Below are 15116 nucleotides of genomic sequence, written 5' to 3' on the forward strand. Positions count from 1 at the left end.
ACCGGACACCCCGGTGGACACGATCCGGGCGAGCGGGGTCAGCCCCAGCTCCTTGGCCTTGGTGTCGGACATGATCACCAGGGCGGCGGCGCCGTCGTTGAGCGGGCACGCGTTGCCGGCGGTGACGGTGCCGTCCGGACGGAACACCGGCTTCAGCTGGCTGACGGCCTCATAGGTGGTGCCGGCGCGGGGGCCGTCGTCCTTCGACACGACGGTGCCGTCGGGCAGCGTCACCGGGGTGATCTCCCGCTCGAAGAAGCCGGCGCCTATGGCCTCCTCGGCGCGGTTTTGCGAGCGCACCGCCCACCGGTCCTGCTCCTCGCGGGTGATGCCGGTGATCTGGGCGACGTTCTCGGCGGTCTGGCCCATCGCGATGTAGGTGTCCGGGACCAGCCCCTCCTCACGCGGGTCGACCCACTGCTGACCGCCCTGGGCCAGCTTCTCGGTGCGGGTCTGCGCGTCGGCGTACAGCGGGTTCTGGGTGTCGGGCAGCGAGTCGGAGTTGCCCGCGGTGAACCGGGACACGGTCTCGACACCGGCGGAGATGAAGACGTCGCCCTCACCGGCCTTGATCGCGTGCAGTGCCATGCGGGTGGTCTGCAGCGACGACGAACAGTACCGGGTGATGGTGGTGCCGGGGATGAAGTCGTAGCCGAGCTGGACGGCGACGTTGCGGCCCATGTTGAACCCCTGCTCGCCGCCGGGCAGGCCGCAGCCCAGGATGAGGTCGTTGATGTCGGTGGGGTCGAGCGCGGGCACCTTGTCGAGTGCCGCCTGGACCATCTGCGCGGCGAGGTCGTCGGGGCGCATGCCCTTGAGCGATCCCTTCATGGCGCGACCGATCGGGGAACGGGCGATGGAGACGATGACAGCCTCGGGCATGAGGAACTCCTGGGTGCGGGTCGCTTGGCGACGGTGATGGGAAAGCTATGTAGCCAAAAAATATGCAACCGCATATTTTCTATGCGCTTGCATATACTGATGGTGTCGGCGGAGACCTGTCAACCCCGCCAATCGAGAGGCAACAGTGCGATGGATGCATCACTAACCGGAGCGGTCGGCGAGCTGGGTACCTCGAAAGCCGCTGCGCGGATACGCGCTGCGGCCATCGAGGTGTTCGCCGCCAAGGGGTACGGCGCCACCACTACCCGGGAGATCGCCGCCAGCCTCGACATGAGTCCAGGAGCCGTATACCCGCACTACAAGACCAAGGAATCCCTTCTCTACGCCATCAGCCTCGAGGGCCACCATTCGGTACTGGCGGCCATCACGGCCGCTGATCGCCCCGACGTCGCGGCGCCCGACCGGCTGACGTCGACCGTGACGGCCTACGTGATCTGGCACGCCGACAACCGCGCCAGCGCCCGGGTCGCGCAGTACGAACTACGCTCGCTCTCGCCCGAGCACTTCGCAATCATTGCGGACATCCGCCGGTCCACCACGAAGGTGTTCAAGCGGATCATCGAAGCCGGCGCAACGGCAGGCGACTTTCATCCCCTCGACACCGAGGCCGCCGCGCTGGCAATCACGTCCCTCGGCGTCGATGTCAGCAGGTGGTTCCCCTCCCACGCCTACTCCGACCCACGCACTATCGCAGCTCGCTACGTCGAACTCGCCCTTCGCATGGTCGGGTGCGCCGACCGGCAACCCCTCGACAAGTCTTCTTGATACGTGTTGCTGGACTGCAGGATTCGAGAACGGCTCGTCACCGAAGTTGGCGAGACCTGCGCCGGAGAACTGCCCCGCCGCGGCGTCCGCCTAGATACCGCGGCTCCGAGATCGCGAGGTCACCGTGTCGGCGACAGTCGCCGCCCAGCTATCACCGATTTGGCGATTCCGGCGCGCGCCGTTGTGCCACCCAGGTCGCGATCTGAGTGCGGGAGTTGAACCCAAGTTTGGCGAAGATGTGCTCCACGTGTACGTCGACGGTGCGTCGGGAGATGACCAGCTTGGCCGCCACGTCCTTGCTCGACATTCCCTGCGCCACCAGCTCCGCGACCTCGCGCTCTCGAGGTGTCAACAAGCTGTCGGCCTGTCGGGGCTCGACGGGGGAGACTCGGTGCTCTCGGAGCGCGAAGGTCAGCATCTCCTCAACGGTGAGCTGGCCTCCGCGGGCAAACGCGGTGTCGAAGCCGGGGTTGCCCATCGCCTGCCGAGCCATGTTCTCGAACTGTTCGCGCCGCGCGAGCAGGTGTTTCGCTCCGAGCAGTGGGACGCCAATGGTCTGCCAGGCCTGGTCCGATGCGCCGAGGAGCACGGCGGCCCGCTCGCAGTCGCCGCTCGCCGCGGCGGTCCAGGCGAGAACGTCCAGGATGAACGCCAGGCCCAGGTTGTCCTGGGTGAACCGCTTGAGCTGGAGCGCCTCGCACAGATCGGCTTCGGCCTGCTCGAGCTCGCCCTGGAGGAGCCTCAAGAACCCCTTCGCCCACATGGCGTAGGACAACAGCCAACGCTCGCCGGCCTGCTTGCACTGTTCGCATGCCTCCTCGACCACGTCGGCGGCTCTGTCCAGCTCGCCCGACAGCAAGTAGGCAATGGTCAGTGCAGGCCGCACACTGTTGGGGTAGTCGGCGGGTACGTCGGCGCACCCATATCGCTCGAGCGCTTCAACCAACAGTGGAATCGCAGCGCTCGGGTCGGTGCCCAGTTCGCGTAGGCCGAGCATATGGGTTGCGTAAGCCAGGCCCTGTGGGTCGCCCAGTCGGCCCGCCAGATCGTGGACGGCATCGATCAGTGCAGTAGCAGCAGCCTCATCGCCCTGGAAGACAGCGATGTCAGCGGCGGTGCCCAGCGCCCAAACCCGCTCGAGACTCGGTTCTTGATCCATTGCCAACGCCCGGTCCAGCCACAGGCGGCCTTCGGTCATGAAGCCGAGCGCAGTCCAGAGGAACCACGGCAGGCCCGCCATCCGCAGTCCGACGCGCACCTCGTCTGGCCGCGCGAGGCAGAATTCGAGCGCCGAGCGCACGTTCGGATGTTCCACACGGAGCAGGGCCGCCCAGGCCTCCTGTCCCGGACCGAACCACTGCGCGGCAGCCTTCTCGATCAGCCGCCAGTACCAATCTCTGTGCCTGCGCTGCACCTTCGCTTCGGAGCCGGACTCTCGTAGTCGGGCCTGGCCGTACTCCCGGATAGTCTCCAACATGCGGAACCTGACACGCCCGCCGTGCTCGCCTCGGATCAAGATCGACTTGTCGGTCAGCCCGGCCACCGTGTCGAGAATGACCTCCTCGGCAAGCAACTCGTCCGCGCAGACAGCCTCGAGCGCGTCAAGACCGAACCCACCAGCGAACACTGATGCGCGCGCCCACAGCGTCTGCTCCGCCGGAGTACACAGCTCGTAGCTCCAGTCGATCAGTGCCTGAAGAGTCTGATGCCGCTCCGGCAAGTTACGACTGCCCTCGCGAAGCAGCTCGAACCGGCTATCCAGCCGATGCGCGAGCTCCTCCACCGTGAGCACGCGCAACCGTACCGCTGCCAGTTCGATCGCCAACGGGATCCCCTCCAGCCGCTGACAGAGCCGGATGACCGCCTGTTCATTGTCGGGGGTGATCTCGAACCCGGGAACGACCGCAGCCGCCCGCGCGGCGAACAGGTCGACAGCCGCGAACTGCGTCGCCGAGCCGGGAGCGAGACGGACATCGGCGTCGGGCACCGGGAGCGTCGGAACCGGGTACACATGCTCACCGGCGATCATCAGCGCTTGTCGGCTCGTGGCGAGGATCCGCAGTTTCGGCGCCGCCCGGAGCAGCCGGTCCACCAGGTCCGCGGCTGCCTCGAGTATGTGCTCGCAGTTGTCGAGGACCAACAAGGTGTGCCGGGGGCGCAAGTAGTCGGTGAGGACCAACGGGGCAGGGGCTGACTGCTCGCGAATCCCGAGTGCATCTATCAGCGTGTGCGGCAGCAGGTCTGGGTCCTTCAGGGACGCCAGTTCGACCAGCCAAACCCCATCCGGGAAGGCGCGGCGGACATCACGGGCAACCCGCAGTGCGAGGCGGGTTTTGCCGACCCCGCCTACCCCGGTCAACGTGACGAGCCGGTCGGCGGAGAGAAGCTTTCGGACAGTCTGGGTCTCGGATCGACGGCCTACGAAACTCGTCAGATCCGCGGGCAGGTTGTCCGGCTGGTTCGCCGACAGTGAAGCCATGGTCCGACCAGACTAACGCTCACGTCCGACCGGGAGCGGTCGGGCCGCAGCGCGAATAGGTAATGGAATACGTGATTCACACGATGCCCCCCGTGGTGGTCCACAGGCACGCTGTACAGGCACATCAAACCTAGTCCACTGCTTTGAGAGGCCCCGATGACCGCGACCGCAGCCACCGAAATCGAAATCCTCGACGTCGAGGCGGCCGGGCCTGGGGCCCGCTGGGAGACTGCGGTCCGCGATGTCTCGGGGCCCATGACGGTGCAACACCGCAAGAGGTGGGGCAATGCCACTCGCTTGCGTTCGCGAGACGTCGGCGACCTCCAGCTCGCGGACTGGGACTGCCCGCCCCTGCACAGCGTGCTGCCGCTGGGTAAAGATCGTGACGCTGAGCGCGATGTCGTCGTGGTCGTGGCAGGTGACTGGGGCGACGAGCGACTTTCCTTCGCGCGCACGGATGCCGCGCTGGTGAACGGGACAGTGGTCGTGGCCACCGGCGGTTACGACGGTGACGGCTTCGCGGTGCCGGAGCGGGTCAGGAAACGCACGCTGACCCTGCCGCGGGCCGCGCTGCTGGCAGCTGGTTGCGACGCGAACATTCCCGGCTGCCTCGTGCTCGAGCAGGACCGGCCGCTGGTTGGCGTCCTGTTTACGACCCTTGACCAGGTCTGGAGCCGGCTACCAGCCATGCATCCCTCGGAGATCGAGGCGACCCGCCGGGCGCTGGTGGCACTGACTGCCGGCATCATCCGCGCAGAGACCGGCTCTGTCACAGGTCGATCGGCCTTGGCTGCTTTGCGCGCGCAGATTGACAACTGGATCACGCGCAATCTTCGTAGCGGTCCGATCCATATCGAGGATCTTGCGGCCGCCCACAACGTCTCGGCACGAACCATCCACCGGGCCTTCTCCCTGACCGGGGACACCATGACCGCGGTCGTGCGTGCACGGCGTATGGCCGCGGTCCGCGAGGAACTTGTGAACTCCAACATGACCATCGCGACGATCGCTCACCGATGGTGCTACTACGACCCCAGTCACCTTCGCCGGGAGTTCCACCGCTGCTTCGGGGTCTCGCCGAGCGAGTATCGGGAAAGCCACGGCTGCTGATGCCCGGTCTGACTAGCAACGCGTGAAGAAGGGTGCAGATATGGATTTCGGAATGGACGCGACCGTGGAGTTGAGTTCGATCGGACCCGGGGACGTCGCCTGGTCGCCCTCGGCAGAACGGATCGCCGACGCCCGGATCAGTGACTTCATCGACTGGCTGCAGGCGACCGGCCGATTCGAGGCCACCTCCTACCAGTCCTTGTGGGACTGGTCGGTGACCAGCCCGGAGGAATTCTGGGCGTCGTTGAAGGACTACTTCGGGGTGCGCATGACCGGCGTTGGCCCGGTGCTGGCAACCCGGGAGATGCCCTTTACCGAATGGTTTCCCGGCAGGCGGCTGAACTATGTGGACACGGTGCTGAGCCACGCCCAGTCGTCCCGCCCGGCGATCATCGACGACTCCGAACCAGGCGGGGCCGGGCCGCGGACGGTTTCCTGGACCGAACTCGCCCGCCAGGTGACCGCGCTGGCGAACTGGCTGCGCGCCCGGGGCGTCGGAGAGGGCGACTGTGTGGTCGGATACCTCCCCAACGTTGCCGAGGCGGTCATCGCCTTCCTCGCCACCGCGAGCGTCGGAGCGACCTGGTCGTGCTGCGGACAGGACTACCAACCCGAAGCGGTTGTCGACCGCCTCGGACAGCTCCAACCGGTGGTCCTCGTCACGGCCGACGGCTACCGCTTCGGCGGGCGCGAGGTCGACCGGCTCGCGGCCCTGCCAGCCCTGCAGGCCGGGATGCCGACGCTGCGTGAGGTACTCGTCGTCGGCCGACTTCACTCGGGTACGAGTGTTCCCGCAGGCACCACGCCGTGGGTGGAGGCAGTCACAGGGGTAGGGCCGGCCATGACCCCCGCGCACGTGCGGTTCGACCACCCCCTCTGGGTGCTGTTCTCCTCGGGTACGACCGGGAAGCCGAAGGGGTTTGTTCACGGCCACGGTGGAGTCGTGCTCGAGAACCTCAAAGCCCTGGCTCTCCATCTCGACCTGGGGCCGTCCGACACGTACCTGTGGTACACCTCGCCGAGCTGGATGGTCTGGAACTCCCTCGTGAGCGGCCTCCTCGTCGGCGCGACGATCGTCTGCTACGACGGAAGTCCGTCGTACCCGACCGACGACGCGCTATGGGCGCTCGCAGCCCGGCACAAGATCACCGTGCTGGGCACGAGCCCGGCATACCTCCAGGCCTGCGCCCGAGCGGGCCGGTCACCCGGCACCGACCACGACCTGCGTCGACTGAGGACCCTCGGGGCCACCGGCTCCGTGGTCCCTCCCGAGCTGCACTCCTGGGTTGCCGATCACATCGGCCGCGATGTGCCGCTCGCCTCGGTGACAGGGGGCACCGATGTCGCCAGCGGATTCGCGGGCTTCGTGCCGATCCTGCCGGTGCGGGCCGGAGAGATCACAGCCCCACACCTGGGCGTGGCCCTTGACTCGTGGGACGCCGACGGCCGAAGCCTGCGCGATGCCGTGGGCGAGCTGGTGGTCACCCAGCCGATGCCGTCCATGCCGACCAGATTCTGGAACGACGCCGACGGGACCCGCTACCGCGAGACCTATTTCGAGAGCTACCCGGGAGTTTGGCGGCATGGTGACTGGGTCACCATCACCGAACGAAACACCGTGATCGTCCACGGACGCTCTGATTCCACGCTGAACCGTAACGGGATCCGCTTCGGTACCGCCGACATCTATCGCGTCGTCGAAGAACTCCCGGAGGTAGCGGAAGCCCTCGTCATCGGGGCGGAGCAGCAGAACGGCGAGTACTGGATGCCGCTTTTCGTCGCACTGTCCGATCACGCCGATCTCGATGACGCGCTCCGCGAGCGCATCATCGGGCGGATCCGCGAGGCGGTCTCGCCCCGAGTCGTACCGGACGACGTGATCGTCGTCAGGGCGATCCCGCACACCCGGACGGGCAAGAAACTCGAAGTCCCGGTCAAGCGCATCCTGCAAGGGAACGACGTCTCCGCGGTCGCCGAAGCACGATCGATCGACGACCCGTCCCTGCTGGAAACCTTCGCCCGCTACGCAGCCACTCGTGCTGCGAACTCACCATTGCAGGGCGCGTGACCAAGAACGACGACCCGCTGGCGGTGGGCCGGTCGGTTTCGTCACGCCCAGCGAATCGTGGCGGCCATGTACCGGTATTGGGCAGCGTCGACCTATGCCCCCGGTAATCGCGCGCTCCTACCGTTGATCTACCGGTGGCGGGCCGCACGTCCCACCCGCAAGCCGTTGACCAAATCACCCAACCTGGAGGTACCTCGTGGATACCAACACCCGCCCGCCCGCCGCAGCCGCCCCGCCGATCCGAGCGACCGTGTACGTCGGTCGCTGGCCCGAGATCCCCGCGGGCGACTGGCCTGATATTCCCACCGGGACGTTCTCGCCCACCACCGCGACCCTCATCAGCGGTCCGACCGAAGCTGTGCTCATCGACGCCCAGTACCTCGAGGATGACGTCCGGGACCTGGGGGACCTGATCGAGCGCACCGGGAAGCAACTCACGACGATCTACGTGACGCACGCTCACGCAGATCACTACCTGGGCATCGGTCCCCTCATGGAGCGGTTCCCGGACGCGAAGTGCGTTGCGCTGCCCCACGTGGTCGAGGCCATGAAGGAATCCATGGAACTGCAGCAACAGCAGTGGGCGATGCTGTTCGGCGACGCCTGCGTCGTCAGTGATGCGCTCCCCGACCCGATCGACGACAACACGCTCTACGTCGACGGCTCGCCTCTCAACATCGTCGAGGTGAAGCAGGCCGACATCCATCCCACGACGATCGTGCACATCCCGGAGATCGATGTCGTCGTGGCCGGTGACTCCATCTACAACGAGATCCACCCGATGCTCGGTCTGTCGACGCCCGAGGAATGGCAAGACTGGCTCGAGACCGTGGACCTGGTGGAGAAGCTGGCACCCAAGGTGATCGTCGCCGGCCACCGCAGGCCCGACGGCGACGACCACGCCGTCGATTCCATGATCGCCGAAACACGGGCCTACATCCATGACTTCGCCGCTGCCTACGAGGTTGCGGACGATGCTGAGGACCTGGTCCGCATCATGTCGGCGAAGTACCCGGGGCATGGAAACCTCTGGACCTTGCAGTTCTCGGCCATGAACGCGATCCAGCTTCGAGACGCAGGTTCGACCGCGGCGGACATCCGGCCGTAACTTCCCGGGCAGGACCCCGCGCCCAGCGAACGACGCCGCAGCTCGGGACTCGCAGAACAGCGAGCCTCGAGCCTCGACGCGAGTCCCTCTGCCCCGGCCCATCGCCGCGAGGGGTGCAGTGCTAGGCGTTAGGCTCGAGCACCGCCACTCGATACCGCGCGGTGGCCGCGAGACATTGTGCGACTCGCTCACCGCGCAACGGCACCACGGTCGAGTCGTACGTCGCGCCGTGAAATAGGCCGGGCCGAAGCGGGTGCGTCTCGACGGCCGGCCCAGTCCCGAAACGGATACCGATGGGATTTCGCGGCCGGGTAACGGCAAACCGCACGTGGCGGACGTGTACTCGGATTAGGCGCAAGCATCCCTTCAATGGTGTGTCCCGCGTCACTACCTTCTTCAACAAGCGTACAAATTTCGGAAGGATCTCTAATGCCACGTGAGGATATTGAATTCTCAGCGGACGATGTCACCTTGCGCGGGTGGTTCTATCCCGCGGAAGGGGCCGAGTCCAAGGGCCCAGTGGTGGTGATGGTCCATGGACTGTCCGCCGTCAAGGAAATGTATCTCGACGACTACGCCGAGTCCTTTTCCCAAGCGGGACTGAACGTTCTGGTGTACGACCACCGAAACTTCGGCGCCAGCGACGGCGCTCCGCGCCAGCACATCGATTCGATCACCCAGGCCCGCGACCTTCGCCACGCCATCACGTATGCGACTGGCCGCGAGGACGTCGACCCCGGCCGTGTCGGCATCTGGGGATCGAGCCACGGCGGCGGCCTCGTGCTCAGCGTGGCTGCGGTCGATCGTCGGGTGCGAGCCGTTGTCGCCCAGGTCCCGTTCATCAGCGGATCCGGCCAGATGACGCGGCTCGTTCGTCCCGACTTCCTGCCAACGGTGCGCGCCCAGCTGGACGGCGAACGACGCAACCTCTACCACGGCGGGGAGCCCACGCTCATGCCGGCCGTCGACGCCGATCCGCTGGCTCCCGCGCTCATGGCCAGCACCGAATCCTGGGAGTTCTTCACCAAAACCGCGCAGGACAGGGCTCCGTCCTGGCGCAACGAGGTGACCCTCGGGTCGCTCGAGCGGATCGTCGAGTTCGAGCCCGGCGACGGAATCCACCGGATCTCACCGACCCCACTACTGATGATCGTGGCCGACCAAGACATCAGTGCATACGCAGAACTCGCCTTCGAGGCCTACGAACGGGCGCTGCAGCCCAAGCAGTTGGTCGTGCTGCCTTGTGGCCACTTCGACGTGTATACCGGTGCCGCATTCGAAGCGTCGTCAAAGGCTGCGTGCGAGCACTTCGTGCGCGCCCTGGCGTAGGACCCGTCCGCGACTACGGGCCCATCAAGAACCTTCGTGCGGGCAACATCAGACCTCAGTTTGATGAGCCCATTCGGACCGTCCGACAGAAGCAATCGCTATCGCGGCACAAGTCCCGCCGCACTCATCATCAGGAGGAACCCGCAATGCCGTACTGGGAGATCTTTGCGCCCGAGAACGCCTTCACCCCCGCGGACAAGGAGCAGCTGTCCGAGGCGATCACGTCGATCTACGTGGACTACGTCAACCTGCCACGGTTCTACGTGGTCGTCCTGTTCAAGGACATGCCGAAGGAGACGATGTATGTCGGGGGAAAGGCGAACAACAACTTCGTCCGGATCCGACTCGATCACATCGCCCGGCAGATGGAGACCGCAGAGGTTCGCGCACTGATGATGACAGTGGCCGAGGAGAAGCTCGCGCCCTTCATCAAGGAGCGCGGCTACGACTGGGAGATCCACATCGACGAGACCCCCATGGACCTCTGGCGCACGCAGGGTCTCGTGCCGCCGCCGCCGGAGTCGGACATGGAGAAGCTCTGGGCCAAGGAGAACCGACCCGTTCCGTACGACGTCGCTGCCTCGTGACTGAGGATCCCGGGGTACGGCGGCGCTGCCCCGGGCCTTGTCGGTCCTCTCATCCCGCGGAACTCGAACTGGCTCAGTACATCGTCTAATGGAAAGGAAGGTGGCCATGCCTGCATCACTCGAAGGTAAGGTCGTGATCGTCACTGGATCGGGCGGCGGAATCGGCGCTGTGATCGCCGCCCGGTTCGCGAAGGAAGGCGCTCGGGTTGTCGTCTCCGATCGACACCGCGGAGCCGCCGAGGCAGTTGTTTCCCGCATCCCCGGCGCGAGCGCAATCCCGGCTGATGTGACCCGCGAGCAGGACGTTTCTGCACTGATAGAACGGACTGTCGAAGAGCATGGGGCTTTGCATCACGTGGTCGCCAACGCTGGGATAATCAGCGCATCGCATCCGATCGCGGAAACGCCGCTCGATGTTTGGCGATCCACCATGTCAGTGAACCTTGACGGTGTCTTCCTGACCATCAAGCACAGCGCGGCGGCTATCGCGAATTCCGGTGGTGGATCGATCCTCACCCTCTCGTCCATTTCGGGGACCGGGGGCACACCTCTCGCGGCGGCTTACGGGGCGTCGAAAGCTGCAGTTCGTAACCTCACCGCAACAGCTGCAGGTGAACTCAGAGCACAGAACGTCCGAGTCAACGCCCTGGTGCCCGGCTACGTTGATACTCCGCTCATTGACTCTGAAGTCCCAGTTTGGGAGTCCACCATGGGCCTCGCCCCTGGCGGTTTCGCTCAGGTAATCGACCAGAAGCAGGGGCGGTTGATATCCCCAGAGGATATCGCAGATGCGGCTCTTTTCCTCACTTCCGACCAAGCTTCGATGATCACCGGGAGTGCCTTGACCGTCGACGGCGGTTTCACGAGCCAATTGTTCTGAAAAGTTCATAGGATGGGTTGTGTCACGGGAGTCCAACGTTCTTCGCGCGCAATCTGTCCGGCCGCGGCCCCGATGGGCCCGGCCCGCTCACCGACCTGAACGGCAACGCCATTGCGTCACGGTGGTTCGGTCAGTCCTCCCTGGCCACCCACGCGGTCGTCAGTGCCCGCAACGTCGTAGTTGTCGACAAGGATCTACCGCTGCATCTGCTGGGCCCACTGGGATGCGGGATCCAGACCGGCGCCGGGTCCGCGCTGATCGCCCTGAAGGTGGGGCACGACGTTCGCCGTCTTCGGTGCCGGAGCGGTGGGTCTGTCGGCGATCATGGCCGCCCGGGTCGCCGGCGCCTCCCGGATCATCGCCGTCGACCTGCACGCGAATCGCTTGAATCTCGCCCTCGAACTCGGTGCGACGGACGTATTCGAAGGGTCCGCTGACGATATCGCGCGACAGATCCGGAAGCTGACCGGAAGCGGAGTGCACGCCACCCTCGACACCACCGGGGTCCCGCAGGTCATCGCGTCGGCGATCGACAGCCTCCGGCCCACCGGAACCGTCGGTCTCGTCGGCGCGGCCACACGCGAGCTCGTCCTCGCACCGGCGGCCCTGGCCGCCGGTAAGAACGTGATGGGCATCCTCGAGGGTGACGCCGTCCCGCAATTGTTCCTGCCTAAGTTGATCGACCTGTGGCGCCAGGGCCGGTTCCCATTCGACCGGCTGATCCGCACCTACCCGCTCTCCGAGATCACCGTCGCCGAAGCAGACGCCGCCGGCGGCGCGAGCATCAAACCGGTCCTCCTCCCGCATCCCTGACCGCGCACCACGACGACCGAGGTACCCCACATGAAGTACACCCGCTCGCAGCTGTTCATCGACGGCCGATGGCATACGCCGTCCACCTCCGACCGCATCACGGTCATCTCGCCGACCACCGAGGAACCCGTCGGATCGGCGCCGGACAGTACCCCCACGGATGTCGACGCCGCGGTACACGCAGCCCGCCGCGCGCTGCGTGCACCCCAGTGGTCCGCGCTGGAACCTGTCGACCGCGCAGCCGCTCTCCGCCGATTCGCCGATGCGCTCGACCGGCGACGCGAGGAAACGGCGGCGGTGGTGACGACCGACGAGAACGGCATGCCCACGGCGATCTCGTTGGCCGCGGAGGGCAGTGGACCCGCCGCGACGCTGCGGTACTACGCCGATCTCACCGAGAAGCTTCCGGTCGAGACACCGCGGACCTCAGCAAACGGCCGGTCCACGACGATCGTGCGCCGTGAGCCGATCGGTGTTGTCGCCGCGATCATTCCGTGGAACTTTCCACAGTCACTCACCATGTTCAAGGTGGCGCCGGCGCTTGCGGCAGGCTGCACCGTGGTCATCAAGCCCGCCCCGGAGACCGTGCTCGACGTGTTCCAACTCGCGGACGCCGCGGAGGAGGCCGGACTCCCAGCAGGGGTACTGAACATCGTGACAGGTGGCTGCGAGATCGGTTCCTACCTCGTAGGCCACCCCGGTGTGGACAAGGTCGCCTTCACCGGGTCCACTGCTGCCGGACGGGCGATCGGGGAGACATGTGGTCGCCTGCTGCGGCCGGTCACCCTCGAACTGGGCGGTAAGAGCGCAGCTATCGTCCTCGACGATGCCGACCTGGTGAGCGTCGCGCGCGGGTTGTCGTGGGCGAGCCTGCTCAACAACGGGCAGACGTGCTACCTATCCTCCCGGATTCTTGCGCCCCGGTCCCGTTACCGTGAAACCGTCGAGGCGGTCGCGCATCTCGCGTCGTCGCTGACGGTCGGTGACCCGACCGACCCCGCCACCCGGGTCGGACCACTCGTCTCCGAACGCCAGCGCCGCAGTGTCGAGGCGTACATCGAGACCGGCAAACGGGAGGGGGCCACCGTCGTCGCGGGTGGCGGCCGACCTAAACACCTCGATCGCGGATGGTTCGTTGAACCGACAGTCTTCGCCGACCTCGACAATTCGGCAACCGTTGCGCGTGAGGAGATCTTCGGCCCCGTCCTGACCGTCCTGCCGTACGGGGACGTCGACGACGCGGTCGCGATCGCCAACGATTCCGACTACGGACTGGGCGGCACTATCTGGACATCCGATCCGGACAGGGGTCTCGACGTTGCTCGCCGTATCGAAACCGGCAGCGTCGGAGTGAACTTCTTCGACCTCGACATCGGAGCCCCATTCGGCGGGGTCAAAGCCAGCGGACTCGGCCGCGAACTCGGCCCGGAGGGCCTGAGCGCATACGTCAACTTGAAGTCGATCTACACTCGCTGATCGGCGTTGGGTGGCGCACCCGACACTGGAGGATCACCGGCGGTGTCGATGCACGTTGTCGGGTGCGGGATAAGTTGTGAGGGAAAGATATTCAACGATCCTGTTCAGCCAGCCAGCCAGCCAGCCAGCCAGCCAACAGTCAGCGATGGCCTTGCCGCTCCGGTAGCAGGTGGAGAGTGCTGCGCGACAAACCTAGGTCCGCGGACGGTGAGTTCTTCGCCCGCGGTCAGGTGGGCGAACCTCCCTTCGTGGTCCGCGCGCACGCTCTCCGGGACGGTGGCCCGCACTGACGGATCGTTTCACAGAGCCGAAAGCGACCGTCGCTTGTCGAGGTCGGTGCGCATCACCGTCGGTGTCGTCTGTCAGAGGGCGTTGATGCTGGTGTGGTTCAGGTGGGGGAGAGGATGGCGCTGTGGTCGGCGATGATGCGGGCGGCGAGGTCGCGGCCGGGGCTGTGGTCGAGGGGCAGGGGTGTGGTGGTGGGGTCGACGGCCAGGTCGGGGTGGGGTGTGATGGCGGGGTCGGTGGTGAGGATCCAGGCGAGGGTGTCTTCGTTGTGCCGGGGCCGGTAGGCGAGTCCGTCGATGTCGGGGTCGGCGGTGCGGATGGCGTGGGCCCAGCGGCGGGTGGTGACGTAGTGCCGGGCTTCGCATTTGGTGAGCCAGAGGTCCTGTCCGACCGACGAGAGGTGTGGGCCGTGGAGTGCGGCGACGGTGAGGGTGCGGGTGACGGTGAGGGCGGTCAGGGTGCGGCCGATCACGGCGGAGGCAGGCACGATCCGGGCGATGGTGGGGTCCAAGGGGAGGTCCCGGCAGATGGTTTCGGCGATCGCACCGTCGGGGCTGTCGGCGATGTAGAGGTAGGCGTAGCTGCCGTCGAGGGAGTCGAACCTGCCGCCGGCGAGTTCGTCCGGTTGCGCGGTGGGGTTGGGGGCGTGTGGGGCGCGGTGGCTGCTGTGCACCCGCCACACCATGGTTCCGGCGGTGAGCACGGTGCGGTGTGCCGGCCGGAGTAACCCTGCGGCCGGTGGTTCGATGTTCGGCATCAGTCGGGCAGCACCGCGGCGGCGAGCCGCTCGAGTTCCCGACCGGCTGCGGGGTCCGGGTCGGCGGCGAGGTCGGCGGGGGTCTGCCCCTCGGGTAGGCGGGTGGAGGGGGTCAGCCACCACGACGCCACACCCCACGGGTCGGCGTCGGCGCCGAGCGTGGTGTTGATCGCGGCGACGGTGTCGCGGACCGAGGCGGTGGCCTCGTCGAACTGGAATGCCGGGTACCGGTAGCTGTTGCCGACGGGCAGGGCCACGACCTTGCCGGTGGTGCGAAGCCTCGAGGCGACGGTGCGATCGGCTGCGGGCCGGCGTAGGACGGCGGCGACCTGGCCGGCGGTGAGCATCGCGTGGTCGAGGATGTGCCGGCGGGCGGCTTGCTCGATCTCGGCTTGGGCGATGGCGTCGTCGACGAGGTCGGCGCCGATCCGGGCGGCCTGGGTGCGGTCGGTCAGGGTCGGTGCCATCGCCAGCAGCGCGGTGACCTGGTTGCGGACCAGGTGCATCTCGGGGCGGGCGGCGAGTTCGGAGGCGACGACGTCGATCAGTTCGG

Annotated in this window: 13 protein-coding genes; 9 read left to right on the forward strand and 4 right to left on the reverse strand. The window is 66.5% G+C overall.

Features of this window, described 5'->3' with window-relative positions; translation table 11 throughout:
• On the reverse strand, positions 1-882 hold an 882-nt coding region (locus ACNJ7E_RS11925; protein WP_418339965.1), incomplete at its 3' end, for an acetyl-CoA C-acyltransferase.
• Positions 883-1032: 150 nt separating this feature from the next.
• Here ACNJ7E_RS11925 and ACNJ7E_RS11930 point away from each other — a divergent pair.
• A complete protein-coding gene (locus tag ACNJ7E_RS11930) occupies positions 1033-1668 on the forward strand; it encodes a TetR/AcrR family transcriptional regulator (protein ID WP_280780256.1) in 636 nt (211 codons plus the stop codon).
• A 151-nt stretch (positions 1669-1819) separates the two neighbouring features.
• On the opposite strand, the gene ACNJ7E_RS11935 is transcribed toward ACNJ7E_RS11930, so the two are convergent.
• The gene (locus tag ACNJ7E_RS11935) at positions 1820-4147 is read right to left on the reverse strand and encodes an ATP-binding protein (RefSeq protein ID WP_418339979.1); all 2328 of its coding nucleotides are present in this window, start codon (positions 4145-4147) and stop codon (positions 1820-1822) included.
• Between the two features lie 156 nt (positions 4148-4303).
• Here ACNJ7E_RS11935 and ACNJ7E_RS11940 point away from each other — a divergent pair, with 156 nt between their 5' ends.
• The 8 genes from ACNJ7E_RS11940 (at position 4304) to ACNJ7E_RS11975 (ending at position 13518) form a co-directional block, all read left to right on the forward strand.
• A complete protein-coding gene (locus ACNJ7E_RS11940; protein ID WP_280780258.1) occupies positions 4304-5257 on the forward strand; it encodes an AraC family transcriptional regulator in 954 nt (317 codons plus the stop codon).
• Between the two features lie 40 nt (positions 5258-5297).
• Positions 5298-7325 (forward strand): acetoacetate--CoA ligase, encoded by a 2028-nt coding sequence (locus ACNJ7E_RS11945; protein ID WP_418339980.1) that lies wholly within the window; start codon positions 5298-5300, stop codon positions 7323-7325.
• 196 nt (positions 7326-7521) lie between these two features.
• Entirely contained in the window at positions 7522-8433 is a 912-nt protein-coding gene (locus ACNJ7E_RS11950) for an MBL fold metallo-hydrolase (RefSeq protein WP_280780260.1), read from the forward strand.
• A 429-nt stretch (positions 8434-8862) separates the two neighbouring features.
• Positions 8863-9762, forward strand: a complete 900-nt coding sequence (locus ACNJ7E_RS11955; protein WP_418339981.1) for an alpha/beta hydrolase — start codon at positions 8863-8865, stop codon at positions 9760-9762.
• A gap of 146 nt (positions 9763-9908) precedes the next feature.
• The gene (locus ACNJ7E_RS11960; protein ID WP_418339982.1) at positions 9909-10349 is read left to right on the forward strand and encodes a tautomerase family protein; all 441 of its coding nucleotides are present in this window, start codon (positions 9909-9911) and stop codon (positions 10347-10349) included.
• A 106-nt stretch (positions 10350-10455) separates the two neighbouring features.
• A complete protein-coding gene (locus ACNJ7E_RS11965) occupies positions 10456-11229 on the forward strand; it encodes an SDR family oxidoreductase (protein WP_280780263.1) in 774 nt (257 codons plus the stop codon).
• 306 nt (positions 11230-11535) lie between these two features.
• Positions 11536-12042 carry a zinc-binding dehydrogenase gene (locus tag ACNJ7E_RS11970; RefSeq protein ID WP_418339983.1) on the forward strand — a complete coding sequence of 169 codons (507 nt, stop codon included), beginning with the start codon at positions 11536-11538 and terminating at the stop codon, positions 12040-12042.
• Between the two features lie 30 nt (positions 12043-12072).
• Positions 12073-13518: an aldehyde dehydrogenase gene (locus tag ACNJ7E_RS11975; protein ID WP_418339984.1), complete on the forward strand. Its 1446-nt coding sequence runs from the start codon at positions 12073-12075 to the stop codon at positions 13516-13518.
• A gap of 388 nt (positions 13519-13906) precedes the next feature.
• On the opposite strand, the gene ACNJ7E_RS11980 is transcribed toward ACNJ7E_RS11975, so the two are convergent.
• The gene (locus tag ACNJ7E_RS11980; protein ID WP_418339985.1) at positions 13907-14563 is read right to left on the reverse strand and encodes an RES family NAD+ phosphorylase; all 657 of its coding nucleotides are present in this window, start codon (positions 14561-14563) and stop codon (positions 13907-13909) included.
• Positions 14563-15116 (reverse strand): hypothetical protein (locus ACNJ7E_RS11985; protein WP_418339986.1); only part of this gene is annotated, 554 nt, incomplete at its 5' end. The genes ACNJ7E_RS11980 and ACNJ7E_RS11985, both read right to left, overlap by 1 nt.

It is taken from the genome of Rhodococcus mengyinensis (assembly GCF_048381435.1).
Classification (GTDB): domain Bacteria; phylum Actinomycetota; class Actinomycetes; order Mycobacteriales; family Mycobacteriaceae; genus Rhodococcus_F; species Rhodococcus_F opacus_D.

Bases quoted from the DNA above. Each gene is read 5' to 3' on its own strand.
- ACNJ7E_RS11930 (WP_280780256.1), top strand. From the start codon at position 1,033: ATGGATGCATCACTAACCGGAGCGGTCGGCGAGCTGGGTACCTCGAAA.
- ACNJ7E_RS11960 (WP_418339982.1), top strand. From the start codon at position 9,909: ATGCCGTACTGGGAGATCTTTGCGCCCGAGAACGCCTTCACCCCCGCG.
- ACNJ7E_RS11980 (WP_418339985.1), bottom strand. From the start codon at position 14,563: ATGCCGAACATCGAACCACCGGCCGCAGGGTTACTCCGGCCGGCACAC.
- ACNJ7E_RS11955 (WP_418339981.1), top strand. From the start codon at position 8,863: ATGCCACGTGAGGATATTGAATTCTCAGCGGACGATGTCACCTTGCGC.
- ACNJ7E_RS11945 (WP_418339980.1), top strand. From the start codon at position 5,298: ATGGATTTCGGAATGGACGCGACCGTGGAGTTGAGTTCGATCGGACCC.
- ACNJ7E_RS11940 (WP_280780258.1), top strand. From the start codon at position 4,304: ATGACCGCGACCGCAGCCACCGAAATCGAAATCCTCGACGTCGAGGCG.
- ACNJ7E_RS11975 (WP_418339984.1), top strand. From the start codon at position 12,073: ATGAAGTACACCCGCTCGCAGCTGTTCATCGACGGCCGATGGCATACG.
- ACNJ7E_RS11965 (WP_280780263.1), top strand. From the start codon at position 10,456: ATGCCTGCATCACTCGAAGGTAAGGTCGTGATCGTCACTGGATCGGGC.
- ACNJ7E_RS11935 (WP_418339979.1), bottom strand. From the start codon at position 4,147: ATGGCTTCACTGTCGGCGAACCAGCCGGACAACCTGCCCGCGGATCTG.